Here is a 23,884-nt window from a genome sequence, read left to right as displayed (position 1 = left end):
AGGCGGAGCCGGCGGTCAGTCGGCAGGCCATGGCGCCGCTCAATCCAGCCCTCATTCAGCTCCGCACTCTGGCGCCACTCCGGCCGGCTCGACCCCGGCGCATGGAGGAGGCCCCGCGGGTAGTGGTTCCGCTACAACATCGGGTGGAAATCCGGGTAGCTCAAGTGGCCAATCCGGTGGTTCGCAGGGCTCCGGCAGCGGTGGCTCCTCCGGTTCGAGTTCGGAACACGAGGAGCGCAAGCCGGGCACTGGCACCCACTGATTGCTTTCGGATCAAATGTTTACGAAATAAACGGCATCTCCGGATGCCGTTTTCTTTTGCTCAAATTGAATATGACCCCAATAAAAAAATGTGCGGATGCACCAACTCGATAATTGGGGTTCGAACATCACGTTTTATTTGCATCCCCTTGATTCGTCGCGTATATTCGCCTTTCGGCTCTCCTGGGCGCATAACGCGGGAAGCATGTAATACCCCGCGCAACGCCGTACAGCGGTCACGCAAGCGGCGTAAATCAAGAAAATGGATTCAACGGCTGGCAACAGCCCCACTCTGACGGTGTCCCCATGAACGATCACCAGCAGCGCGCCGCGGTGCCCGCCGCGCAAGGTCTCTATGACCCGCAAAACGAACACGACGCCTGTGGCGTCGGCTTCGTCGCCCACATCAAGGGCAAGAAGAGCCACGAAATCATTCAGCAAGGCCTGAAGATTCTCGAGAACCTCGACCACCGGGGCGCCGTGGGCGCCGATCCGCTGATGGGCGACGGCGCGGGCATCCTGATCCAGATTCCGGACGCGTTCTACCGCGAAGAGATGGCCAAGCAGGGCGTGACGCTGCCGCCGTTCGGCGAATACGGCGTCGGCATGATCTTCCTGCCGAAGGAACACGCCTCGCGTCTCGCATGCGAGCAGGAGCTCGAGCGCACGGTGCGCGCCGAAGGCCAGGTCGTGCTGGGCTGGCGCGACGTGCCGGTCGATCACGCCATGCCGATCTCGCCCACGGTGAAGGCGAGCGAGCCGCTGATCCGCCAGATCTTCATCGGCCGCGGCAAGGACGTGATGGTCACGGACGCGCTCGAGCGCAAGCTGTACATCATCCGCAAGACCGCGAGCCACCGCATTCAGGCGCTCAAGCTCAAGCACGGCAAGGAATACTTCGTGCCGTCGTGCTCGGCGCGCACGGTCGTCTACAAGGGCCTGCTGCTCGCCGGCCAGGTTGGCGTGTACTACCGCGACCTGCAGGACGAGCGCGTGGTCTCGGCACTGGCGCTCGTGCACCAGCGCTTCTCGACCAACACGTTCCCGGCGTGGGAGCTGGCTCACCCGTACCGCATGATCGCCCACAACGGTGAAATCAACACCGTGAAGGGCAACGTGAACTGGCTGAACGCCCGTACCGGCGCGATCGCCTCGCACATGCTCGGCGACGACCTGCCGAAGCTCTGGCCGCTGATCTATCCGGGCCAGTCCGACACGGCATCGTTCGACAACTGTCTCGAACTGCTGGTGATGGCGGGCTACCCGCTCGTCCACGCGATGATGATGATGATCCCGGAAGCCTGGGAACAGCACACGCTGATGGACGAGAACCGCAAGGCGTTCTACGAATACCACGCCGCGATGATGGAGCCGTGGGACGGCCCCGCGGCGATCGCGTTCACCGACGGCCGCCAGATCGGCGCGACGCTCGACCGTAACGGTCTGCGTCCGGCGCGCTATATCGTCACGGACGACGACCTGGTCATCATGGCGTCGGAAGCCGGCACGTTGCCGATCCCCGAGTCGAAGATCGTCAAGAAGTGGCGTCTGCAGCCGGGCAAGATGTTCCTGATCGACATGGAACACGGCCGCATCATCGACGACAAGGAACTCAAGGACAACCTCGCCAACGCCAAGCCGTACAAGAGCTGGATCGACGCCGTGCGCATCAAGCTCGACGAGATCGAGCCGAAGGCGGAAGACGTCGCGACCGCGCGCGCCGAAGCCGCTGCGCTGCTCGACCGTCAGCAGGCGTTCGGCTACACGCAGGAAGACCTCAAGTTCCTGATGGCGCCGATGGCGATGTCGGGTGAAGAGGCGGTCGGTTCGATGGGCAACGACTCGCCGCTGGCGGTCATGTCCAACAAGAACAAGACGCTCTACAACTACTTCAAGCAGCTGTTCGCGCAGGTCACGAACCCGCCGATCGACCCCATCCGCGAAAACATGGTGATGTCGCTCGTGTCGTTCATCGGCCCGAAGCCGAACCTGCTCGACACCAACAACATCAACCCGCCGATGCGCCTCGAAGTGTCGCAGCCGGTGCTCGACTTCAAGGACATCGCGAAGATCCGCGCGATCGAGCAGTACACGGGCGGCAAGTTCAGCAGCTACGAGCTGAACATCTGCTACCCGGTGGCCTGGGGCAAGGAAGGCATCGAAGCGCGTCTCGCGTCGCTGTGCGCGGAAGCCGTCGATGCGGTCAGGTCGGGCTACAACATCCTGATCGTGTCGGACCGCCGCGCGGACCGCGACAACGTCGCGATTCCGGCGCTGCTCGCCACCTCGGCGATCCACTCGCACCTCGTGCAGCACGGTCTGCGCACGAGCACGGGTCTCGTCGTGGAAACGGGTTCGGCGCGTGAAACGCACCACTTCGCGCTGCTCGCCGGTTTCGGCGCGGAAGCCGTGCACCCGTACCTCGCGATGGAAACGCTCGCGCAAATGGCGCAGGGCCTGAAGGGCGACCTGTCGGGCGAGAAGGCCGTCTACAACTTCACCAAGGCAGTGGGCAAGGGCCTGCTCAAGGTGATGTCGAAAATGGGCATCTCCACGTACATGTCGTACACGGGCGCGCAGATTTTCGAAGCCGTCGGTCTGGCTGACGATCTCATCGCCAAGTACTTCAAGGGGACGGCCTCGAAGGTGGGCGGCATTGGCCTGTTCGAAGTGGCTGAAGAAGCGATCCGTCTGCACCGCGACGCATTCGGCGATAACCCGGTTCTCGCCAACATGCTCGACGCGGGCGGCGAATACGCCTACCGCGTGCGCGGCGAAGACCACATGTGGACGCCGGACGCGATCGCCAAGCTCCAGCACTCGGCACGCAGCAACTCGTACCAGACGTACAAGGAATACGCGCACCTGATCAACGATCAGACGAAGCGCCACATGACGTTCCGCGGTCTGTTCGAATTCCGCCTCGACCCGGCGCGCGCGATCTCGATCGACGACGTCGAGGCCGCCAAGGAAATCGTCAAGCGTTTCGCCACGGGCGCGATGTCGCTCGGCTCGATCAGCACGGAAGCGCACGCCACGCTCGCCGTCGCGATGAACCGCATCGGCGGCAAGTCGAACACGGGTGAAGGCGGCGAAGACGAGAAGCGCTACCGCAACGAACTGCGCGGCATTCCGATCAAGAACGGCGACACGATGCAGTCGATCATCGGACCGGAAGTCGTGAAGGACATCCCGCTCAAGGATGGCGACTCGCTGCGTTCGAAGATCAAGCAGGTGGCGTCGGGCCGCTTCGGCGTGTCGGCGGAGTACCTGTCGTCGGCGGACCAGATCCAGATCAAGATGGCGCAGGGCGCGAAGCCGGGCGAAGGCGGTCAGCTGCCGGGCCACAAGGTTTCCGAGTACATCGGCAAGCTGCGTTACTCGGTGCCGGGCGTAGGCCTCATCTCCCCGCCGCCGCACCACGACATCTACTCGATCGAAGACCTGGCGCAGCTCATTCACGATCTGAAGAACGTGAACCCGGTTTCGTCGATCTCGGTGAAGCTGGTGTCGGAAGTGGGCGTGGGCACGGTGGCAGCCGGCGTGGCGAAGGCCAAGGCCGACCACGTCGTGATCGCCGGTCACGATGGCGGCACGGGCGCCTCGCCGCTCTCGTCGCTCAAGCACGCCGGCACGCCGTGGGAACTCGGTCTGGCGGAAACGCAGCAGACCCTGGTGCTGAACCAGTTGCGCGGCCGTATCCGCGTGCAGGCCGACGGCCAGATGAAGACGGGCCGCGACGTGGTGATCGGCGCGCTGCTCGGCGCGGATGAATTCGGCTTTGCGACGGCGCCGCTCGTCGTCCAGGGCTGCATCATGATGCGCAAGTGCCACCTGAACACCTGCCCGGTTGGCGTGGCGACGCAAGATCCGGTGCTGCGCGCGAAGTTCTCGGGCCAGCCTGAGCACGTCGTCAACTTCTTCTTCTTCATCGCTGAAGAAGTGCGCGAAATCATGGCGCAACTGGGTATCCGCAAGTTCGACGATCTGGTCGGCCGCGCGGATCTGCTCGATACGCGCCGTGGTGTGGAGCACTGGAAGGCGAAGGGTCTCGACTTCTCGCGCGTGTTCTACCAGCCGCAAGTGGGCGCCGAAGTCGCGCGTATGCACGTGGAGTCGCAAGACCACGGTCTGGACCGCGCGCTCGATCACACGCTGATCGAGAAGGCAAAGGCCGCGATCGAAACGGGCGAGCACGTCTCGTTCATCCAGCCGGTGCGCAACGTGAACCGCACGGTCGGCGCGATGCTCTCGGGCGTCGTCGCGAAGAAGTACGGCCACGACGGTCTGCCGGAAGACACGATCCACATCCAGTTGAAGGGCACAGCGGGGCAGAGCTTCGGCGCGTTCCTCGCACGCGGCATCACGCTGGACCTCGTGGGCGACGGCAACGACTATGTCGGCAAGGGCCTCTCGGGCGGCCGCATCATCATCCGTCCGACCAACGACTTCCGCGGCAAGTCCGAAGAAAACATCATCTGCGGCAACACGGTGATGTACGGCGCACTCGAAGGCGAAGCCTTCCTGCGCGGTGTGGCGGGCGAGCGTTTCGCGGTGCGTAACTCGGGCGCGACGGCGGTTGTCGAAGGCACGGGCGACCACGGCTGCGAATACATGACGGGCGGCACGGTGCTCGTGCTCGGCGAAACGGGCCGTAACTTCGCGGCGGGCATGTCGGGCGGTATCGCCTACGTGTACGACCCGGACGGCTCCTTTGCCAACAAGTGCAACAGGTCGATGGTTGCGCTCGACCCGGTTCTGCAACAGGCCGAACAGGAGCGCACCGTGGACCGCGCGCTGTGGCACACGGGTCAGACCGACGAAGCGCTGCTCAAGGGACTCGTCGAGCGTCACTTCCAGTTCACGGGCTCGACGCGCGCCAAGGCGCTGCTCGAAAACTGGGATGCGGCGCGCCGCCAGTTCGTGAAGGTGTTCCCGACGGAATACAAGCGCGCACTGACCGAACTCGGCGCGAAGAAGGCGAGCCAGGAAGAACTGGCCGCCTGATTCCCGCGACGACGACTGAACGAAGACGAAGCGCCCGCCGCGCTCACTGAAGCGGCGGCGGGCGCGGTCCCCTCACCGAATAGATAGAGATAGACGAGAACCCTATGGGTAAGGCAACCGGTTTTCTCGAGTTCGAGCGCCAGCATGAGGCGTACGAAGCACCGCTTACGCGCGTGAAGCACTACAAGGAATTCGTGGCGGCGCTCTCCGACGCCGACGCGAAGATCCAGGGCGCACGCTGCATGGACTGCGGCATCCCGTTCTGCAACAACGGCTGCCCGGTCAACAACATCATTCCGGACTTCAACGACCTCGTGTTCCGCCAGGACTGGAAGAGCGCGATCGACGTCCTGCATTCCACGAACAATTTCCCCGAGTTCACGGGCCGTATCTGCCCGGCGCCGTGCGAAGCGGCGTGCACCCTCGGCATCAACGACGATCCCGTAGGCATCAAGTCGATCGAGCACGCGATCATCGACAAGGCCTGGGCCGAAGGCTGGGTCGCGCCGCAAGTCGCGAAGCACAAGACGGGCAAGAAGGTTGCCGTGGTCGGTTCGGGCCCCGCGGGCCTCGCCGCCGCACAACAGCTTGCACGCGCCGGTCACGACGTGACGGTGTTCGAGAAGAACGACCGCGTCGGCGGCCTGCTGCGCTACGGCATCCCCGACTTCAAGCTGGAGAAGTGGCTGATCGACCGCCGCATGCGCCAGATGGAAGCCGAAGGCGTGACGTTCCGCACCAACGTGTTCATCGGCCGTGGCGAGCTGCCTGCGTACATCGGCAACACGGCGAAGGAAACCCTCTCGCCGGACGAACTGAAAGAGCAGTTCGACGCCGTGGTGATCGCAGGCGGCTCGGAAACGCCGCGTGATCTGCCTGTGCCGGGCCGCGAACTCGAAGGCATCTACTACGCCATGGAGTTCCTGCCGCAGCAGAACAAGGTCAACGCCGGCGACAAGCTGCCGAACCAGCTGCTCGCCAAGGGCAAGCACGTGGTCGTGATCGGCGGCGGCGATACCGGTTCCGACTGCGTGGGCACCTCGAACCGTCATGGCGCGAAGAGCGTCACGCAGTTCGAACTGCTGCCGCAGCCGCCCGAGGAAGAGAACAAGCCGCTCGTGTGGCCGTACTGGCCGATCAAGCTGCGCACGTCGTCATCGCACGACGAAGGCTGTTCGCGCGACTGGGCGGTGGCGACCAAGCGCCTCGAAGGCAAGAACGGCAAGATCGAGAAGCTGATCGCCGCGCGCGTGGAGTGGAAGGACGGCAAGATGGTCGAAGTGCCGGGCTCGGAATTCGAGATGAAGGCCGATCTCGTGCTGCTCGCCATGGGCTTCACGCAGCCGCTTTCGCCGGTGCTCGAAGCATTCGGCGTCGAGAAGGATGCGCGCGGCAACGTGCGTGCCTCGACCGAAGGCGAGAAGGCGTACTACACGTCGGTCGATAAGGTCTTCACCGCTGGCGACATGCGCCGCGGCCAGTCGCTCGTGGTGTGGGCGATCCGTGAGGGCCGTCAGTGCGCGCGCTCCGTCGATGCGTACCTGATGGGCGGCTCGGAGCTGCCGCGTTAAATCCAGTGTGCCCCGAATTCGACGGGACGCACGGGAGACGGCAGGAGACGCAACGACCGAAGCCGGGCACCGCGAGGGTGACCCGGCTTTTTTACGTCCGTGCTGCGGGTTTGCATGGGCGCGCGCCTCGCGTGAGAGGATTACCATGACGCGATTGCCCGACCGAACGAGGCCCGCCGATCATGTCCGAAGCCCGCGAGACCGATCGTGACACGCAGCAATGGCGGCGCTGCTTCATCGCGCTTTCGCCCACTGCGGCGTCGCGCGATGCGCTCGCCGCGCTGGACGTGCCGCCCAATGCGCGGCGCGTGCCCTATGCGCAACTCCATCTGACAGTGACGTTCATCGGCGCGATGTCGTTCGACCAGGGGCACGCGCTCTCGCGGCGGCTCGCCGAGCACGCGCCGCTCCTCCCGCCCGCGCAGGTCACGCATATCGAATGCTGGCCGGGACGCGCGCATCCGCGCCTGATGGTGGCCGTGCTCGCGATGTCGGATGCCTTCACGGCGCTCGACTGGCGCGTGCGCTCACTCATGGGAGACGTGGGATTGCCGCTCGACGCGCGAGCGTTCCGCCCGCACGTGACGCTCGCGCGGTTCGCGCGCGACGCCGTCGGCGCACCGGCGGCAAGCGGCGGGGAAGCGCTGCCGCCGTTGCGCTTCGAGTCGCTGGTGCTGTATTCGAGCACGCTGGCGAGGCAGGGCGCGCGCTACGAGGCGTTGGCGAGCGTCGCGCTCGCTTGAGGCGTCGTCGCGCGTTGCAGTCTTGACCGACGCTTAGTGGCGATACCGCGCCAGCGTCAATCCATCGAGATCGATTTCCGGCGAGCGCTGCGTGACGAGGTCCGCGAGCACGCGGCCCGAACCCATCGACATCGCCCAGCCCGTCGAGCCGTGCCCGACGTTCAGCCACAGGCCATCCACGCCCGACGTGCCGAGCAGCGGCGCGCCGTCCGGCACCATCGGGCGGCGCCCCACCCAGAATTGCGCCGACGAAGGCGTCGCGGCGTGCGGGAACCAGTCGTCGAGCACCTTCATGAGCGTTTGCAGCGCCTGCTCGCGCAGCGTCGCGCGGTGGTCGCCCAGCTCCGCCGTCCCCGCCACACGCAGATACGGGCCGAAGCGCGTGATCGCCGTCTTGAGCGACTCGTCCATGAGCGCGGCGCGCGGGGCCTTCTGCTCGTCGACCACGGGCAGCGTGGCCGAATAGCCTTTCACCGGATACAGCGGCACGCGCACGCCAAGCGGCGCGACGAGCGCCGCGCTCTCCACGCCCAGTGCGACCACCACGGCGTCGGCGGCGAGCGTGTGCGGTTCGCTATCGGCCACCTCGTTCAGGTCGGCGGGGCGCAGCACCTGGGCGGGCGCGCGGCGTTCCTCGCGTCGCTGCACCCGCAGCTCGCGGCGGTTGTTCGCCGTGCGCCGGCCGGGCACCGCGCGTACGCGCACGCCGTTCACCTTGCCGCCCGCGGCTTCGAGCGCGAGCACTTCGGTATCGAACAGAAACGTGACGCCGCGTGCTTCGCATACGGAGCGCAGTTCGCGCGTGAAGCGTGCGCAGTCGCCGGCATCGAGTTCGCGATAGACGATGCCCGCATCGCGCAGCACGCCGAGCGCCGGTTGCGCGAGTTCGAGGTCGTAGTCGCTGCGAAAGAGCTGGAGATAGCCCTGGCTGCGCCCGTACTCGAACGCGTGCGTGGCGCGAAACGCGTGCAGGCATTCGCGGCTGTAATAGGCGATGCGCTGCATGCGCTGCTTGTTCACGCGAAAGCGCGCGAGATCGCATTCGCGCAGCCAGCGCGCGATCCAGTGCCACTGCGCAGCGTCGAGCGTGGGCCGGAAGATGAGCGGCGAGGTGGGCTTGAACAGATATTTGATGAGCTTCGCGGGCATGCCGGGCGCGGCCCACGGCGTGACATAGCCGGGCGCGATGACACCGGCGTTGCCGAAGCTCGTGCCGAGCGCGACGCCCGGTTCCCGTTCGACGACCGTGACGTCGCAGCCTCGTTCGCTCAGATAGTACGCAGTAGCGACGCCGATCACACCGGCGCCGAGGACGATCGTTTTCATGCCGGTCGCACAACAGGGAGGGACGCTCGGTATTGCAGCATGTTCGCGCTCATCGTGCAGTGGACTCCGCAGACGCTCGCTCGCTTCCGGCAGCAGGCGCTTCCTCGCTCAGCACCTTGCCCTTCGTCTCCGGCAGGCACAGCGCCGCGACGATCACGAGCAGATAGCCCGCGCCGGCCACCATGCCGATCGCCTTCACGAGCGAGATGGTCTGCGCGAACGTGCCCACGAGAATGGGGAAAAACGAGCCGAGCCCGCGCCCGAGGTTGTAGCAGAAGCCCTGGCCCGAGCCGCGGATCGCGTTCGGGTAGAGCTCCGAGAGATACGCGCCGACGCCCGCGAAAATGCCTTGCACGACGATGCCGAGCGGAAAGCCGAGCAGGAGCATGGCGGTGTCGGTGATCGGCAGCATCGTGTAGGCCATGCCGAGCGCAAACGAGCCGATGGCGAACAGGATGAACGAGGCGCGCCGGCCGATCTTGTCGCACAGGATCGCGCCGACGATATAGCCCGTGAACGAGCCGACGATCAGCACGATCAGGTAGCCGCTCGTGTTGAACACCGAAAGGTGGCGCACCGTCTTCAGGTAGGTGGGCAGCCAGGTGGTGATCGCGTAGTAGCCGCCGAGCATGCCGGTGCACAGCGCGCTGCCGAGCAGCGTGGTGGCCAGATGCGCGGGTGCGAAGATCTGCATGAAGTGGCTTTGCATCGCGCCGCTATCGCGCGCGCGGCGCGTGGCGACGAACACGTCGGGGTCGCTCACGTTGCGGCGCACATAGAGAATCCAGAGCGCAGGCACGATGCCGATCCAGAAGCACGCGCGCCACGCGTATTCCTCGGGTAGCAGGGCGAAGAAGGCCCAGTACAGGATGGCGGCCGCGCCCCAGCCGAACGACCAGCTGCTCTGCACCGTGCCCACGGCCTTGGCGCGATGCTGCGGCGAGCGGATCGTTTCGGCCATCATCATCGTGACGACCGTCCATTCGCCGCCAAAGCCGATGCCCTGCAGCGTGCGCGTGGCGAGCAGTTGCCAGAACGAATGCGTGAAGCCGGAGAGGCAGGTGAAGAGCGCGAAGGTGGCGATGGTCCACTGCAGCACGCGCACGCGGCCGTAGCGGTCGGCGAGGATGCCGGCGAGCCAGCCGCCGATCGCCGACGAGATCAGCGAGCTGGTCGCGATCATGCCGGCCTCGCCCTTGGTCATGCCCCAGGTCGCGATGAGCGTCGGGATCAGGAACGAGTAGATCATGAAGTCGAACGCGTCGACGGCGTAGCCGCCGAATCCCGCGTAGAGCGTGCGCCGCTCGCGCGCGTTCAACTCGGTGAACCAGTGAAAGTAGCCCATCGCGTGTCTTCCCCCATATTTGTTGTGCGCGCAACGAACCGGGTGAGCGGCGCGTGCGGCGCTTGCGACCCGGCTCGCGCAGACGCGTTGGGTGGCGTGTGCGCTTGACGCTGGCGGGCTGCGCGGTGCGACGCCGCCCGTCTCCGGTGTGCTGGAGGGGTATTTTACGGTGCGAAACCGTGCTGAGGCGAGGGGCAATTTTTGGCGCCCGCTATCGTTGTATTCCGATATTTAGTTCGCTAGCGAGCGAACGATGGCGCGTGGGAACCGCACGGCGCTAGAGCGTGAGCCCGCCATCGACATGAATCACCTGGCCGGTGATGTGGCGCGCGGCGTCCGAGAGCAGGAAGGCGATGAGTTCGGCGACATCGGCGGGATCCGCCACGTGGCCGAGCGGCGTTTCCTGCGCCGCGCGCTCCCACACCGGCGCGTTTTCCGGCGTGGGACCCTTATCCTTGCGCGTATAGCCGGGCGCGACGCAGTTCACGGTCACGCCGTGCGGCGCCAGCTCCGCCGCGGCGGTTTTCGCCAGCGATTCGAGCGCGGCCTTCGCGGCGGCGGTGGCGGCGAACGGCGCGCCGACGCGGTAGCGGTGCGCGACGAGCGAACTCAGCGCGACCACGCGGGCGCGCGCCGAGCGTTCCAGCGCCGGCTGCGCGCGTTGCACAAGCGCCGCGAACGCGGCGGGCATGGCCGCGAATGCGCCTTCGAGCGACGCGGCGTCGAGCGCGGCGAGCGTCTGGCGCTGCGCATGCCCGGCGTTGGCGACCAGCTGGTCGAGCGTGCCGAAGTGCGCGAGCGTGGCGTCCACGAGTGCGCTCGCCTGGCCGGCCTGCACGAGATCGCCGCACGCGGTGGCGCAGGTCGAGCCGTGCTGCTCGCACTCGGCGGCGACGGCGGCGAGCCGGGCGCGCGACGCGTCATCCGCGCCGCGTGCGTGCAGCATCAACGCCGTGCGAGGCGCCGCGATGCGCCGCGCGAGCGCTGCGCCGATACCCGAGCCCGCGCCCGTGATCAGCACGACGCGCGCCGCGCTTGCGCTCACGCGGCAACCCGCTCTTCGGGCATGCGCTCGATCTCGAGCGTGTCGTGGTGGTACGCCGCGAGCGACTCGCGGTGGGCGACGCTCACGATCGCCGCTTTCGGCAGGCGCTCCATGAACAGCTTGTAGAGCCGGCTTTCGTTGTCGGGATCGAGCGCGCTCGTCGCTTCGTCGAGGAACAGATAGTCGGGCTTGTGCAGCAGTACGCGCGCGCCCGCGAGGCGTTGCTGCTCGCCCGGCGAGAGCACGCGCGACCAGTGCGCCGATTCGGCGAGACGATCCATGTACTCTTCGAGGCGGCAGGCGCGCAGCGCTTCGCGGCAGTCTTCGTCGCTGTAGTCGTCGGCGGGCGAAGGGTAGGTGAGCGCCGCCTTGAGCGTGCCGATGGGCAGATAGCTCTGCTGCGGGATGAACATCATGCGCGCATCCACAGGCGCGTCGATCGAGCCCTCGCCGAATGGCCAGAGGCCCGCGAGCGCGCGTATCAGCGTGCTCTTGCCCGCGCCCGAGGGGCCGCGCACGAGCCAGCGCGAGCCCGGCTTGATGGCGATGTCGCGCACTTCGGAGAGCGGCGTGCCGTTGGGCAGCGAGAGCTTGAGATGTTCGGTGGCGAGTTCGTTGTTGTCGATGAAGTGCAGGTTGATGCCGCCATGCTCGGTGGCGGGCGAGACCGATTCCTTCAGGCGCGGCGAGTGCACGACACGCACGAATTCGCGCAGACGATTCACGGTAGCGCGCCATTCGACCAGCGTGGAGTAACTGTTGATGAACCACGAGAACGAGTCGCTCACGGTGCCGAACGCCTGCGAGATCTGCATCAGCACGCCGAACGTGAAGGCGCCCGCGAAGTAGCGCGGCGCGGCCACCACGAGCGGGAAGATGATGGCGATCTGGCCGTAGAAGCTCAGCACGAAGGTGAGGCGCTTCGTGTACTTCATCACGCGCCACCAGTTGTCCTTGATGTGCGCGAAGAGGCCTTGCGCGTTGCCGCGCTCGGTGTCCATGCCGTCGTAGAGGGCGATCTGCTCGGCGTTTTCGCGCAGGCGGATCAGGCCGAAGCGGAAGTCCGCTTCCACCTTTTGTTGCTGGTAGTTGATCGACACGAGCGGGTGGCCGACCTTCTGGATCACGAGCGAGCCGAACACCGCATAGAGCGCGGCAGCCCAGACCATGTAGCCCGGAATCGCGAGCGGCTGGCCGCCCAGCGTGACCGTGAGCGCGCCCGCGAGCGTCCACAGGATCGTGATGAACGAGATCAGCGTGACGACCGTGGAGAGCAGGTCGAGCGTGAGCGAGAGCGTGGTCGTGGCGAACGACTGGAGGTCGTCGCTGATCCGCTGGTCGGGGTTGTCGGCGAGGCGGTCGCGCTCGATGCGGTAGAACGCGCCCTTGCCGAGCCACTCGCTCAGGAAGCGGGTGGTGAGCCACTGACGCCAGCGAAAGCCGAGCATCTGACGCAGATAGCGGCCATACACCGCGAGGATGATGAAGCCGAACGCCAGTTCGGTGAAGGTCATCAACAGCGGCGGGAAGCGCTTGACGTCCTTGGCCTGCAACGCGTTGTAGAACTCCGCGCTCCAGCCGTTCAGGCGCACGTTGATCCACACGACGAGCAGGTTCATCACGATGATCGCGACGAGCAGGCCCCAGGCGATCCAGCGTTCCTCGGAGACCCAGTAGGGCTTGATCAGGCTCCACGCGGTGATCTTCTGATGCTCGTTCTGATCGGGCGTGGCGCGGGCAGGTTGGTTGGTCATGTGCGTCCTGAAGGTGTGGCGGCCCGCTGGGGGCATGCGCTGCGCGCCGCACGGCGGCAGCGTTGCAGCGATTTTTGCAGCGATTCTGTCGTCGGGCGCTTAAGTGAGTCTTAACGGGGCACAGGCGGAGTCAAAACTGGCGCCTGGCGTGGAGGCAAAAGCGCACGCCGGCGCCGCCGTAGCGTGGCGCCCATTGTCTCACCGCGCGGGCCTGCGAGGCGAAAGAGGCGGGTTCAGGGCATTGTGCCAGACCAGCACCCCCGGCTCCGCCGAGGTTTGCGGGCCGCGCGCGTTTTGTGGTCTAATCGTCGTTGACGAAACAGGGGTGCTTCACCGGTATGCCGGGCATGCCGCCAGTGAGGCTGAGAGAAACCCTTTGCACCCGATCCGGGTAATACCGGCGCGGGAAGTTTCCAGAAAGTCTTGGCCGGCGCCCAGCCTGGTTTTTTCAAGGAGGGGGCGCCAGGTTTCCCGCCGGGCTGCGCTTTGGGCGCATGGGTTCGTACGAATTCCGCGAATTTTGTACAGGGCCGTCTACGCCGCATAGCCTCCACGGTCGGCCTTGCCAGCCGGTTTCGTCCTTGGGTACGTCTGCTGCTGCCGTACGGAAAGGATACGATGACCGCCTATTCTCTTTGTTCCCCGATTCTTATCGCGTTCGCCTTGCGTGACGGAGCGTCGTCATGAGCCGCGCCCGCAACCCTAACGTGGGCAGCGTGCCCGACTTCGCCGTGCTCGGCGGCGGCCTGAGCGGCCGGCTCGTCGCATGGCGTCTGGCCGGCGAGGGCCATCGCGTCGCGCTTTACGAGCGCGGCGGCCCCGAAGGCGGCGAAGCCGCGGCCTGGGTCGCGGCGGCCATGCTTGCGCCGCTCGCGGAGGCCGCCGTCGCCGAACTGCTCATCACCGAGCTTGGCGTCGCGTCGCTCGAATCCTGGCCGCGCATCCTGGCCGAGCTGCCGGAGCCCGTGTTCTTCCAGCGCAACGGCACGCTCGTGGTCTGGCATAGCGCCGATCGCACCGAAGCGCCGCTCTTCGAGCGCCGCGTGCGCGCCAACGCGCCGCGTTCGCTCGCCGATGCAAACTTCGTCGCGCTCGCCGGTGCGCAGCTCGACGCCGCCGAACCGGCGCTCGCCGGGCGCTTCGCGCACGGCTGGCTGCTCGAAGGCGAAGGCCAGCTCGACAATCGCCAGGCCCTGGCCGCACTGGCGGCGGGGCTCGCCACGCGCGGCGTGCAAACCCACTGGCACACCACGGTCGACGAGGCCAATCCGCCGCCTGCGCGCGTGACGATCGACTGCCGCGGGCTGGGCGCCAAACCTGCGCTGCCGGGTTTGCGCGGCATTCGCGGCGAAGTCGCGCGCGTGCACGCGCCGGGCATCACGCTCACGCGCCCGGTGCGGCTCCTGCATCCGCGCTATCCGCTCTATATCGCGCCCAAGGAACACGATGTCTTCGTGATCGGCGCGACCGAGATCGAAGGCGAGGACCGTTCGCCCGTGAGCGTGCGCTCGGCGCTCGAACTGCTGAGCGCGGCGTTTGCGGTGCATCCGGCGTTCGGCGAGGCGCGCATCCTCGAGTTGAACACACAGTGCCGCCCGACGCTGCCCGACCATCGCCCGGCGCTTATCTGGGACGGCAAGACCACGCTGCGCGTGAACGGCCTCTATCGGCACGGCTTCATGATCGCGCCGGAAGTCGCCGACGAAGCCGCGCGCTTCGCCGAGGCGCTGCTCGACGCCCGCGTGAGCGATGCCGATTCCTTCGAGGCGCTGCGCCGCGCGTCGCGCTGGGGCGACATGCTGCACGCGCAGGGCGCGCACGAGCCGGCCTGACGCCGCACCAGAAACAATCCGCAGTTTGAGAACGTATTTGCCATGGACATTCATATCAACCAGAAGCCGATCACGCTGCCCGAGGGCGCGACTGTCGCCGATGCGCTCGCCGCATTCGGCGCGCGTCCGCCGTTCGCCGTCGCCCTGAACGGCGATTTCGTGGCGCGCACCCAGCATGGCGCGCGCTCGCTCCAGGCGGGGGACCGCCTCGACGTCGTGAGCCCCGTGGCCGGCGGCTGAGCCTCGCTCGCCCAAGCCACCGGTTGCGCGCATCGCATGTATCGCGAGCGCGTTCACGACACCGCCAAGGATTCCTACCCATGACCACCACATCCACCGCCGACGCGCTCACGCTCTACGGCGAAACCTTCGCGAGCCGCGTGCTGCTCGGCACGTCGCGTTATCCTTCGCTGCAGTCGCTCGCCGACTCGATGGCCGCCGCGCGCCCCGGCATGATCACCGTCGCGCTGCGCCGCCAGATGAACGAGGGCACCGCCGAAGCCGGCTTCTTCGACCTGCTCAAGCGCCACGGTGTGCCGCTCCTGCCGAATACGGCCGGCTGTCTCACCGTCAACGAGGCGGTAACGACGGCGCACATGGCGCGCGAAGTCTTCGAAACCGACTGGATCAAGCTCGAACTGATCGGCGACGACTACACGCTGCAGCCCGACCCGGTCGGCCTGATCGAGGCCGCGTCGCGCCTCGTGAAGGACGGCTTCAAGGTGCTGCCGTATTGCACCGAGGATCTCGTGATCGGCCGGCGTCTGCTCGACGCGGGCTGCGAGGCGCTCATGCCGTGGGGCGCGCCGATCGGCACCGGCAAGGGCGTGATCAACCCCTACGGCTTGCGCGTGCTGCGCGAGCGCTTGCCCGATGTGCCGCTGATCGTCGATGCGGGCCTGGGCGTACCTTCGCACGCGTGCCAGGTGATGGAGTGGGGTTTCGACGGCGTGCTGCTCAACACAGCCGTTTCGCAGGCCACGCACCCCGCGGCGATGGCGCGCGCGTTCGCGCTGGGCGTCGAGGCGGGGCGCGCCGCATTTCTCGCCGGACCGATGGCCGAGCGCGAAGCGGCGGTCGCCAGCACGCCCGTGGTCGGCATGCCTTTCTGGCACCAGGATGGAGACAAGCGATGACTGAAACGCTGCGCCTGCAGAACCGCGAACTGTTCTGGCCGCCCGCCGACGAACTCACCGAAACGGCGGAGCGCATCCGCGCGCGCCTGGGCGACTGGCCGCCCACGCACGCACCGTGGCGCATCTGTCTCACGCCGCCCGACGCCCCCAACGGCGGCGATCTGATCATCGTGACCGACGCGGCGCCGCATCTGGCCAATATCGCGCGCTGGATGACCGACGGCGCGGGCGTGATCGAAGCCGCGGGCGAAAACCCGAAGGCGGCGCGCGCCACGCTGCATCTGGGCGGCGAGCGTTACGCGCTCGAGGGCGAACTGGCGGAAGACTGGATTCCGGCGCTGGCGGCGTTCCTCGACTGCGGCTTCGATCCGCACGACGCGCTCGTGCTCGCGCTCGCCTGGCGCGACGGCGACGAGCAGCAGAGCGACGCCTGGCCCGTCGACATCAAGCGTTTTCCGCGCGTGCTGGGCTTGCCCGCCGCGCCCGCGCTGCCGTTCGCGCCGTGTCCCGCGAAGCTCGGCTTGTATCCGGTGCTGCCCACGGCCGACTGGGTCGAACGCGTGCTCGACTACGGCGTCAAGACGGCGCAGCTGCGCAGCAAGCAGCCGAAGTCTGCGGCGCTCACGCGCGAAATCGAGCGCTGCGTCGCGGCGGCCCGCAAGCACGACGCGCAGCTCTTCATCAACGATCACTGGCAGGAGGCCGTCGCGGCCGGCGCTTATGGCGTGCACCTCGGCCAGGAAGATCTGCGCGAAGCCGACCTCGGCGCGATCGCGGCGGCCGGCGTGCGTCTTGGCCTCTCGACGCACGGCTACTTCGAGATGCTCACGGCGCTTCATTTCCGTCCGAGCTACCTCGCGTGCGGCGCCGTCTTCGCCACCACGACCAAGGCGATGCCCACGGCGCCCCAGGGCCTCGCGCGTCTCGCCCGCTACGTGAAGCTGCTGGACGGCGTCGTGCCGATGGTGGCGATCGGCGGCATCGACGGCAATGTGCTGCCCGAGGTGCTCGCCACGGGCGCTGGCAGCGCAGCGGTAGTGCGCGCCGTGACCGAGGCGGCCGACCCGGCTGCCGCGGTTGCTGCATTGCGCAACGCGTTTACGCAATAATGGTCCGCCCTGGCTTCGGGCTGCGCCGCGTGCGCGACCCGAGGCCGAGGGGGCCGCAACCCGCAACAGCGGGCGATTGCGGCTTACATCGGCGGGACTAGGGGCGTCACGGCAGGTTTTCCACGATGGCCCTATAATCCCGCCTTCGTGTAAATGGACTGTCAGCCACGTGCCCTCAACCTCTGAGACCCTACTGGAGCTGCGCGACGTCGACTTCGGCTACGGCGACCGGCTCGTCCTGTCCGGCCTGAACATGCGCTTCCCGCGCGGTCGGGTGGTGGCAGTCATGGGCGGTTCCGGTGGCGGAAAAACAACAGTGCTGCGTCTGATCGGCGGCCTCGTTCGCGCCCAGCGCGGCCAGGTGCTGTTCGGCGGCCAGGACGTCGGCGCGCAATCGCGCGACGGCCTCTACGCCCTGCGCCGCAAGATGGGCATGCTCTTCCAGTTCGGCGCGCTCTTCACCGACATGTCGGTGTTCGAGAACGTCGCCTTCGCCCTGCGCGAGCACACCGACCTGCCCGAAGAGCTGATCCGCGACCTCGTGCTCATGAAGCTCAACGCCGTCGGCCTGCGTGGCGCGCGCGACCTCGCGCCTTCGGAAATTTCCGGCGGCATGGCGCGGCGCGTGGCGCTCGCGCGCGCCATCGCGCTCGACCCCGAACTGATGATGTATGACGAGCCGTTCGCGGGTCTCGACCCGATTTCGCTCGGCATTACCGCGAACCTCATCCGCACGCTCAACGACGCACTCGGCGCAACTTCGATCCTCGTCAGCCACGACGTGCCCGAGTCGTTCGCGATCGCCGACTACGTGTATTTCATGGCGAACGGCCGGGTGCAGGCGCAGGGCACGCCCGCCGAGCTGCGCGCCTCGACCGACCCGATCGTGCGCCAGTTCATCGACGGCGCGCCGGACGGCCCGTTCCGGTTCCATTACCCGTCGAACCTGCCGCTCGAAGCGGACTTCGGCATTGGCGGAGGCCGCTCATGATCGGCGCCATCAGCTCGATCGGGCGCACCGTGCTCGAAACGATCGCGCGCGCGGGGCATGCCACGCGCTTTTTCGTGCGCCTCGTCCTCGAATTCTTCCCGTTGCTGCGCCGGCCGCGTCTTGTCACGAAGCAGATCCACTTCGTCGGTAATTATTCGCTCTTGATCATTGCCGTGTCGGGCCTGTTCGTGGGCTTCGTGCTCGGGCTGCAGGGCTATTACACGCTCAACCGCTACGGCTCCGAGCAGGCGCTCGGGCTGCTGGTCGCGCTCTCGCTCGTGCGCGAGCTCGGGCCCGTCGTCACCGCGCTGCTGTTTGCGGGCCGCGCGGGCACCTCGCTCACGGCCGAGATCGGCCTCATGAAGGCGGGCGAGCAACTCACGGCCATGGAGATGATGGCGGTGGACCCCGTGCGCGTGGTGGTCGCGCCGCGCATGTGGGCAGGCGTGATCGCCATGCCGATCCTCGCGGCTATTTTCAGCGCAGTCGGCATTCTGGGCGGCTACGTGGTGGGCGTGCTGCTGATCGGCGTGGACGCCGGCGCGTTCTGGTCGCAAATGCAGGGCGGCGTGGACGTCTGGACCGATGTGGGCAACGGCGTGGTGAAGAGCATCGTGTTCGGCTTCGCCGTGACGTTCACCGCGCTCTATCAGGGCTATGAGGCGAAGCCCACGCCCGAGGGCGTGTCGCGCGCGACCACCAAAACGGTCGTGTACGCGTCGCTCGCGGTGCTCGGCCTCGACTTCCTGCTCACCGCGCTGATGTTCAGCTAAAGACGCCGGGCAGCGACCCGGCCGCGCGGCGCGCACAGGAGCGACGCCGCAATGGATTCTCATTGGGATGACGATGAAAAAGAATGCTCTCGACTTCTGGGTCGGTCTGTTTGTGGTGCTGGGCTTTATCGCGCTGCTGTTTCTTGCGCTGAAGGCCGGCAACATGAGTTCGCTGTCGTTCCAGTCCACCTACCCGGTGAAGCTCAAGTTCGACAATATTGGCGGCCTCAAGCCGCGCGCGCCGGTGAAGAGCGCGGGCGTGACCGTGGGCCGGGTGGCGTCGATCGGCTTCGACTCCAACACCTATCAGGCGCTGGTGACGATCAACCTCGACCAGCAGTACCAGTTTCCGAAGGACACGTCGGCGAAGATCCTGACGTCGGGCCTGCTCGGCGAGCAGTACATCGGCCTCGAGCCGGGCGGCGATTCGGAGATGCTCAAGGCCGGCGACACCATTTCGATGACGCAGTCGGCCATCGTGCTCGAGAACCTGATCGGCCAGTTCCTCTATAGCAAGGCGGCCGATTCGGGCGCCGCGAAGCCGTCCAGCGGCGCGAGCACGGACGCGGCGCCTGCTGCCGCACCTGTACCGGCTCCGGCCCCGGCCCCGGCTGCTTCGGCGGCACCGGCGGCTTCGGCGGCCCAATAAGAAGGAGAAAAAGAATGACGACCATACGCATGCGCGCCATTACGATTGGCGTCGCAGCGCTTGCACTCGGGGGCTGTTCGACGGTGCAGACGCCGTCGAAGGAAGATCCATGGGAAGGGTTCAACCGCACGGTGTACACGTTCAACGACAAGGTTGACACGTACGCGCTCAAGCCGGTGGCGCAGGGCTACGTGAAGGTGACGCCGCAGCCCGTGCGCGACAGCGTAACGAACTTCTTCGCGAACATCGGCGACGTGTACAACGCCGCGAACAACTTCCTGCAGCTGAAGATCACCGATGGTGTCGAGGACATCATGCGGATCGTGATCAACACGGTCTTCGGCCTCGGTGGCCTGTTCGACGTCGCGACGCTCGCGAAGCTGCCCAAGCACAACCAGGACTTCGGTCTCACGCTTGGTCACTATGGCGTGCCGCCCGGCCCGTACCTCGTGCTGCCGCTGTTCGGTCCGAGCACGGTGCGTGACGGCGTCGGCCTCGTGCCCAACTACTTCATCAACCCGCTCACCTATGTGGATCCGGCCGCGCTGTCGTGGGGCCTTTACGGCCTGAACGTGGTGAGCACGCGCGCCAACCTGCTTGGCGCGAGCGACCTGCTCGAAGGCGCGGCGATCGACAAGTACTCGTTCATCCGCAACGCCTATCTGCAGCGCCGCCGCTATCTGCTTTCGGACGGCCGCGCGTCGTCTGACAGCAACCTGCCGGATTACGGCGATGGCGCGCCGCTGCCGAAGTACGACGACACCGACGAGGGCGCGGCGGCCGGTGCGGCGGTCCCTGCTTCGGGCACTGCGCCTGCGGCCGCGCCGACTGCGGCCAGCATGGTGCCCGCCAACCCCAACGGCGCAACCACCGCCCCGGCCACGCTGGAAGGCCCGGCTGGCGCCGCGGCGCCCGTGGGCGCGTCGGAAACCACGGTGCCGGGCGACCAGATGATCCCGCCCGCGCGCATCGGCTTCCCGAGCATGCTGCGTCTGCACTGAGCGCTGCGCTCCGGCGTGGCGCGACGCCTCGCCGGAGCGTTCGTCTGACATATACGTCTGACGTAACAAGCAGAAACGCTTGTCGCACTTTGCTGGCAGTTTTTGACATAGCGAGATAGATCTCGCGTGATATCGTTGGCTCCAACGGGGCGATGTCCCCCTACTAGCAGGACTCGATATGAAAAAATTCTTTCTGTACCCGTTTTTCGCCATGTTTCTTTCGTTTGCCGGCGGTGCGTTCGCCCAGACGGTAGACACCAGCAATCCCGACGCAATGGTTCAGACGGTCACGCAGCAGGTCATGAGCCAGATCAAGGGTGACAAGACCATCCAGTCCGGCGACATCAGCAAAATCACGCTGCTCGTGAACGAAAAGATCCTGCCGTACACCGACTTCCGCCGCACCACGCAGCTCGCGATGGGCCGCAACTGGCGCACGGCCACGCCGGAGCAGCAGCAACAGGTCATCGAGCAGTTCAAGACGCTGCTCATCCGTACGTACTCGGGCGCGCTCGCCCAGGTGCGCGACCAGCAGATCCAGTACAAGCCGTTCCGCGCGAACCCGGACGACACCGACGTCGTGGTCCGTTCGACGGTCATGAACGGCGGCCAGCCGATCGAGCTCGACTATCGCCTCTACAAGACGCCGCAAGGCTGGCGCGTGTATGACATCAACGTGCTCGGCGCGTGGCTCATCCAGGCGTACCAGCAGCAGTTCCAGGAAAAGATCCAGCAAGGCGGCGTGGACGGCCTGATCCAGTTCCTCACGCAGCGTAACCAGCAACTCGCATCGGGCAAGGCGACCTCGTGAGCGAGCGTTTCGCTACCGGCGCCAACCTGACCCACGAGAGCGCAAAAGCAGCGCTTTCGGCCGGGTACGCGCAGATCTCGGCGGGCGCAACCGCCGTGGACTGCGCGGCGCTCACCCAGTTCGATTCATCGGCTCTCGCCGTGCTGATCGCCTGGCAGCGTGCCGCGCGTGAGCGCGGCGCTTCCCTCGCCGTGCTCAACATGCCCCCCGCGCTCGCCTCTCTCGCGCGCGCCTACGGCGTCGATTCGCTTCTCAACGAGCGACATTGACCCGCGTCGCCTGGCCGGACGCTAGCGTTCGAGCGGTGTAACGCCGCACTGCCGGGCCGACGCCATTCCCCTCCAGGGCCAGGCCGCGCTTTCCGACTTGGCCTATAATCAACCGTTTTTTGGGCGCTGCCTCGGCGCAAAAAGCACCGCTTGGTATGTAATAAGCGTGCACTGAGACAGCAAAGCCGGCCTCGTAAGCCGTCCCCAATTCCGGTCTTCCCCGCAGCATTGATGCACTCTTGAGCCGCACCGTTCGCAAACGGGCGGCGTATTAGTCATGCCAGCCATAGAAATCCGCAACGTCAAGAAGCGCTACCAGTCGCTTCAGGCGCTCAAGGGCGTCAGCTTCACGGTCGAAGACGGCGAGTTCTTCGGGCTGCTCGGCCCGAACGGCGCGGGCAAGACGACGCTCATCAGCATTCTTGCCGGACTCGCGCGCGCGGACGAGGGCTCGATCGCCGTCCGCGGCCACGATGTCGTCGCCGACTACCGCAACGCCCGCCGCAGCCTGGGCGTCGTGCCGCAGGAACTGGTGTTCGATCCGTTCTTTACCGTGCGCGAGACACTGCGCATCCAGTCCGGCTACTTCGGTCTGCGCAACAACGACGCGTGGATCGACGAAGTCATGGCCAATCTCGATCTCACCGAGAAAGCCGACGTGAACATGCGCGCGCTGTCCGGCGGCATGAAGCGCCGCGTGCTCGTGGCGCAGGCGCTCGTGCACCGGCCGCCCGTGATCGTGCTCGACGAACCCACCGCCGGCGTGGACGTGGAACTGCGCCAGACGCTCTGGAAGTTCATCGCGCGCCTGAACCGCGAAGGGCACACCATCGTGCTCACCACGCACTATCTCGAAGAAGCCGAGCAGTTATGCGACCGCATCGCCATGCTCCGGCGCGGCGAGATGGTCGCGCTCGAGCGCACGAGTGCGCTGCTGCAGCGCTTCGCCGGCACGCAGCTGTTCCTGCGCTTCTCGGAAGGCGTGCTGCCGAGCGATCTGCGCGCGCTCGAAGTCGATCCGGCGGGCGCCAGCGCACACCAGCATCTGCTGCGCCTCGCGAGCTACGATGACGTGGAGCGTATTCTGGCCAAGTGCCGCGCGAACGGCTGCAAGCTCGAAGAAGTGGAAGTGCGCAAGGCCGATCTGGAGGATGTCTTCGTGCAGGTGATGAACGGTCCTGAAGTGGTCGAGGGTCTCGCATGAGCGGTTTCCGTACGCTGTTCTACAAGGAAGTGCTGCGGTTCTGGAAGGTCGCTTTCCAGACCGTGCTCGCGCCCGTCATTACCGCGCTGCTCTATCTCACGATCTTCGGCCATGCGCTGCGCGGCCACGTCGAGGTGTATCCGGGCGTGGAGTACACGAGCTTCCTGATTCCCGGCCTCGTGATGATGAGCGTGCTGCAGAACGCCTTTGCCAACAGCTCGTCGTCGTTGATCCAGTCGAAGATCACTGGCAATCTCGTATTCGTGCTCTTGCCGCCGCTCGCTGCATGGGAGATGTTTGGTGCCTATGTGCTCGCCTCGATCGTGCGCGGCCTCGCCGTTGGCGCGGGCGTGTTCGTCGTGACGATCTGGTTCATTCCGATGAGCTTCGCCGCGCCGTTCTACATCCTCGCTTTCGCGGTGCTCGGCTCGGCGATCCTCGGTACGCTCGGCCTGATCGCCGGGATCTGGGCGGAGAAGTTCGACCAGCTCGCGGCGTTTCAGAACTTTCTCATCATGCCGCTCACGTTCCTTTCGGGCGTGTTTTATTCGACGCATACGCTGCCGCCCCTGTGGCGCGAAGTGTCGCGGCTCAATCCGTTCTTCTACATGATCGATGGTTTCCGCTTCGGGTTCTTCGGCCTGTCCGACATCAACCCGCTCGTGAGCCTGTCGATCGTTTTCGTGTTTTTCGTGGCGCTGGCCACGCTCGCCATGCGTTTGCTCGCGAGCGGGTACAAGCTGCGTCACTAAGCAGGAGCCATACTCATGTTGCCGACTCCGGAACAGATCAAGCAGTACATCTCGGCAGGGCTCGCGTGCGAGCACCTCGAAGTCGAAGGCGATGGCCAGCACTTCTTCGCGACCATCGTCTCCTCAGCATTCGACGGCAAGCGCTTGATCCAGCGCCATCAGCTCGTCTACGCGGCGCTCGGCGACCGCATGCGCGAGGAAATCCACGCGCTCAGCATGAAGACGCTCACGCCCGCCGAATGGCAGAACGCATAATCTGGAATCTCAGTGCGAATTACCCAGGACAAAGACGCCGCCGCGAGCGG

The 23,884-nt window shown here is 66.3% G+C and carries 20 protein-coding genes and 1 riboswitch; of the genes, 16 read left to right on the top strand and 4 right to left on the bottom strand.

The genetic code is table 11. The features are described from left to right. Nucleotides 1-567 precede the first annotated feature (567 nt). The 3 genes from M3I56_RS24970 (at nt 568) to thpR (ending at nt 7,582) form a co-directional block, all read left to right on the top strand. Nucleotides 568-5,268, top strand: coding sequence for a glutamate synthase-related protein (locus M3I56_RS24970; RefSeq protein ID WP_254356229.1), 4,701 nt, complete (start codon nt 568-570; stop codon nt 5,266-5,268). A 104-nt stretch (nt 5,269-5,372) separates the two neighbouring features. Then, nucleotides 5,373-6,839: a glutamate synthase subunit beta gene (locus M3I56_RS24965; RefSeq protein ID WP_254356228.1), complete on the top strand. Its 1,467-nt coding sequence runs from the start codon at nt 5,373-5,375 to the stop codon at nt 6,837-6,839. 182 nt (nt 6,840-7,021) lie between these two features. After that, nucleotides 7,022-7,582, top strand: a complete 561-nt coding sequence (gene thpR / locus M3I56_RS24960) for an RNA 2',3'-cyclic phosphodiesterase (RefSeq protein WP_254356227.1) — start codon at nt 7,022-7,024, stop codon at nt 7,580-7,582. 33 nt (nt 7,583-7,615) lie between these two features. Here thpR and M3I56_RS24955 read toward each other — a convergent pair whose 3' ends face one another. The 4 genes from M3I56_RS24955 to M3I56_RS24940 all read right to left on the bottom strand — a co-directional run bounded on the left by M3I56_RS24955 (nt 7,616) and on the right by M3I56_RS24940 (nt 13,052). After that, a complete protein-coding gene (locus M3I56_RS24955; protein WP_254356226.1) occupies nt 7,616-8,908 on the bottom strand; it encodes a D-amino acid dehydrogenase in 1,293 nt (430 codons plus the stop codon). Nucleotides 8,909-8,957: 49 nt separating this feature from the next. Then, on the bottom strand, nt 8,958-10,253 hold the full coding sequence (locus M3I56_RS24950; RefSeq protein WP_254356225.1) for an MFS transporter: 1,296 nt from the start codon (nt 10,251-10,253) through the stop codon (nt 8,958-8,960). 277 nt (nt 10,254-10,530) lie between these two features. Continuing rightward, nucleotides 10,531-11,298, bottom strand: a complete 768-nt coding sequence (locus M3I56_RS24945; RefSeq protein WP_254356224.1) for an SDR family oxidoreductase — start codon at nt 11,296-11,298, stop codon at nt 10,531-10,533. Then, nucleotides 11,295-13,052: an ABC transporter ATP-binding protein/permease gene (locus tag M3I56_RS24940; protein ID WP_028206556.1), complete on the bottom strand. Its 1,758-nt coding sequence runs from the start codon at nt 13,050-13,052 to the stop codon at nt 11,295-11,297. Before M3I56_RS24940 ends, M3I56_RS24945 begins: the two co-directional genes overlap by 4 nt. A 311-nt stretch (nt 13,053-13,363) precedes the next feature. Further along, nucleotides 13,364-13,478, top strand: a riboswitch (TPP riboswitch). Between the two features lie 257 nt (nt 13,479-13,735). Here M3I56_RS24940 and M3I56_RS24935 point away from each other — a divergent pair. The 13 genes from M3I56_RS24935 to M3I56_RS24875 all read left to right on the top strand — a co-directional run bounded on the left by M3I56_RS24935 (nt 13,736) and on the right by M3I56_RS24875 (nt 23,834). Then, on the top strand, nt 13,736-14,884 hold the full coding sequence (locus M3I56_RS24935) for an FAD-dependent oxidoreductase (protein WP_254356223.1): 1,149 nt from the start codon (nt 13,736-13,738) through the stop codon (nt 14,882-14,884). 42 nt (nt 14,885-14,926) lie between these two features. Continuing rightward, the gene (gene thiS / locus M3I56_RS24930; protein WP_028206558.1) at nt 14,927-15,124 is read left to right on the top strand and encodes a sulfur carrier protein ThiS; all 198 of its coding nucleotides are present in this window, start codon (nt 14,927-14,929) and stop codon (nt 15,122-15,124) included. Between the two features lie 80 nt (nt 15,125-15,204). Continuing rightward, nucleotides 15,205-16,020 (top strand): thiazole synthase, encoded by an 816-nt coding sequence (locus M3I56_RS24925; protein WP_254356222.1) that lies wholly within the window; start codon nt 15,205-15,207, stop codon nt 16,018-16,020. Next, nucleotides 16,017-17,129, top strand: coding sequence for a thiamine phosphate synthase (thiE, locus tag M3I56_RS24920; RefSeq protein WP_254356221.1), 1,113 nt, complete (start codon nt 16,017-16,019; stop codon nt 17,127-17,129). Before M3I56_RS24925 ends, thiE begins: the two co-directional genes overlap by 4 nt. Nucleotides 17,130-17,298: 169 nt before the next feature. After that, nucleotides 17,299-18,120 (top strand): ABC transporter ATP-binding protein, encoded by an 822-nt coding sequence (locus tag M3I56_RS24915; RefSeq protein WP_254356220.1) that lies wholly within the window; start codon nt 17,299-17,301, stop codon nt 18,118-18,120. Then, the gene (mlaE, locus tag M3I56_RS24910; protein ID WP_254356219.1) at nt 18,117-18,893 is read left to right on the top strand and encodes a lipid asymmetry maintenance ABC transporter permease subunit MlaE; all 777 of its coding nucleotides are present in this window, start codon (nt 18,117-18,119) and stop codon (nt 18,891-18,893) included. The genes M3I56_RS24915 and mlaE overlap by 4 nt, the downstream gene beginning before the upstream one ends. 73 nt (nt 18,894-18,966) lie before the next feature. Continuing rightward, the gene (gene mlaD / locus M3I56_RS24905; protein WP_254356218.1) at nt 18,967-19,542 is read left to right on the top strand and encodes an outer membrane lipid asymmetry maintenance protein MlaD; all 576 of its coding nucleotides are present in this window, start codon (nt 18,967-18,969) and stop codon (nt 19,540-19,542) included. A 14-nt stretch (nt 19,543-19,556) separates the two neighbouring features. Beyond that, entirely contained in the window at nt 19,557-20,543 is a 987-nt protein-coding gene (locus M3I56_RS24900) for a VacJ family lipoprotein (RefSeq protein WP_254356217.1), read from the top strand. Nucleotides 20,544-20,721: 178 nt separating this feature from the next. Beyond that, nucleotides 20,722-21,354: a phospholipid-binding protein MlaC gene (locus M3I56_RS24895; RefSeq protein WP_254356216.1), complete on the top strand. Its 633-nt coding sequence runs from the start codon at nt 20,722-20,724 to the stop codon at nt 21,352-21,354. Beyond that, nucleotides 21,351-21,623: a lipid asymmetry maintenance protein MlaB gene (locus M3I56_RS24890; protein ID WP_028206565.1), complete on the top strand. Its 273-nt coding sequence runs from the start codon at nt 21,351-21,353 to the stop codon at nt 21,621-21,623. The genes M3I56_RS24895 and M3I56_RS24890 overlap by 4 nt, the downstream gene beginning before the upstream one ends. A 277-nt stretch (nt 21,624-21,900) precedes the next feature. Further along, on the top strand, nt 21,901-22,827 hold the full coding sequence (locus tag M3I56_RS24885) for an ABC transporter ATP-binding protein (protein ID WP_254356215.1): 927 nt from the start codon (nt 21,901-21,903) through the stop codon (nt 22,825-22,827). After that, a complete protein-coding gene (locus M3I56_RS24880) occupies nt 22,824-23,579 on the top strand; it encodes an ABC transporter permease (protein WP_042269663.1) in 756 nt (251 codons plus the stop codon). Before M3I56_RS24885 ends, M3I56_RS24880 begins: the two co-directional genes overlap by 4 nt. A 15-nt stretch (nt 23,580-23,594) precedes the next feature. Further along, nucleotides 23,595-23,834, top strand: a complete 240-nt coding sequence (locus tag M3I56_RS24875) for a BolA family protein (protein ID WP_028206568.1) — start codon at nt 23,595-23,597, stop codon at nt 23,832-23,834. The last annotated feature ends 50 nt before the right edge of the window (nt 23,835-23,884 follow it).

The organism is Paraburkholderia sp. CNPSo 3281, assembly GCF_024206515.1.
Classification (GTDB): Bacteria; Pseudomonadota; Gammaproteobacteria; order Burkholderiales; family Burkholderiaceae; genus Paraburkholderia; species Paraburkholderia nodosa.
The sequence above is the reverse complement of the archived record's forward strand: the minus strand, read 5'-3'. Positions and strand labels throughout refer to the sequence as shown.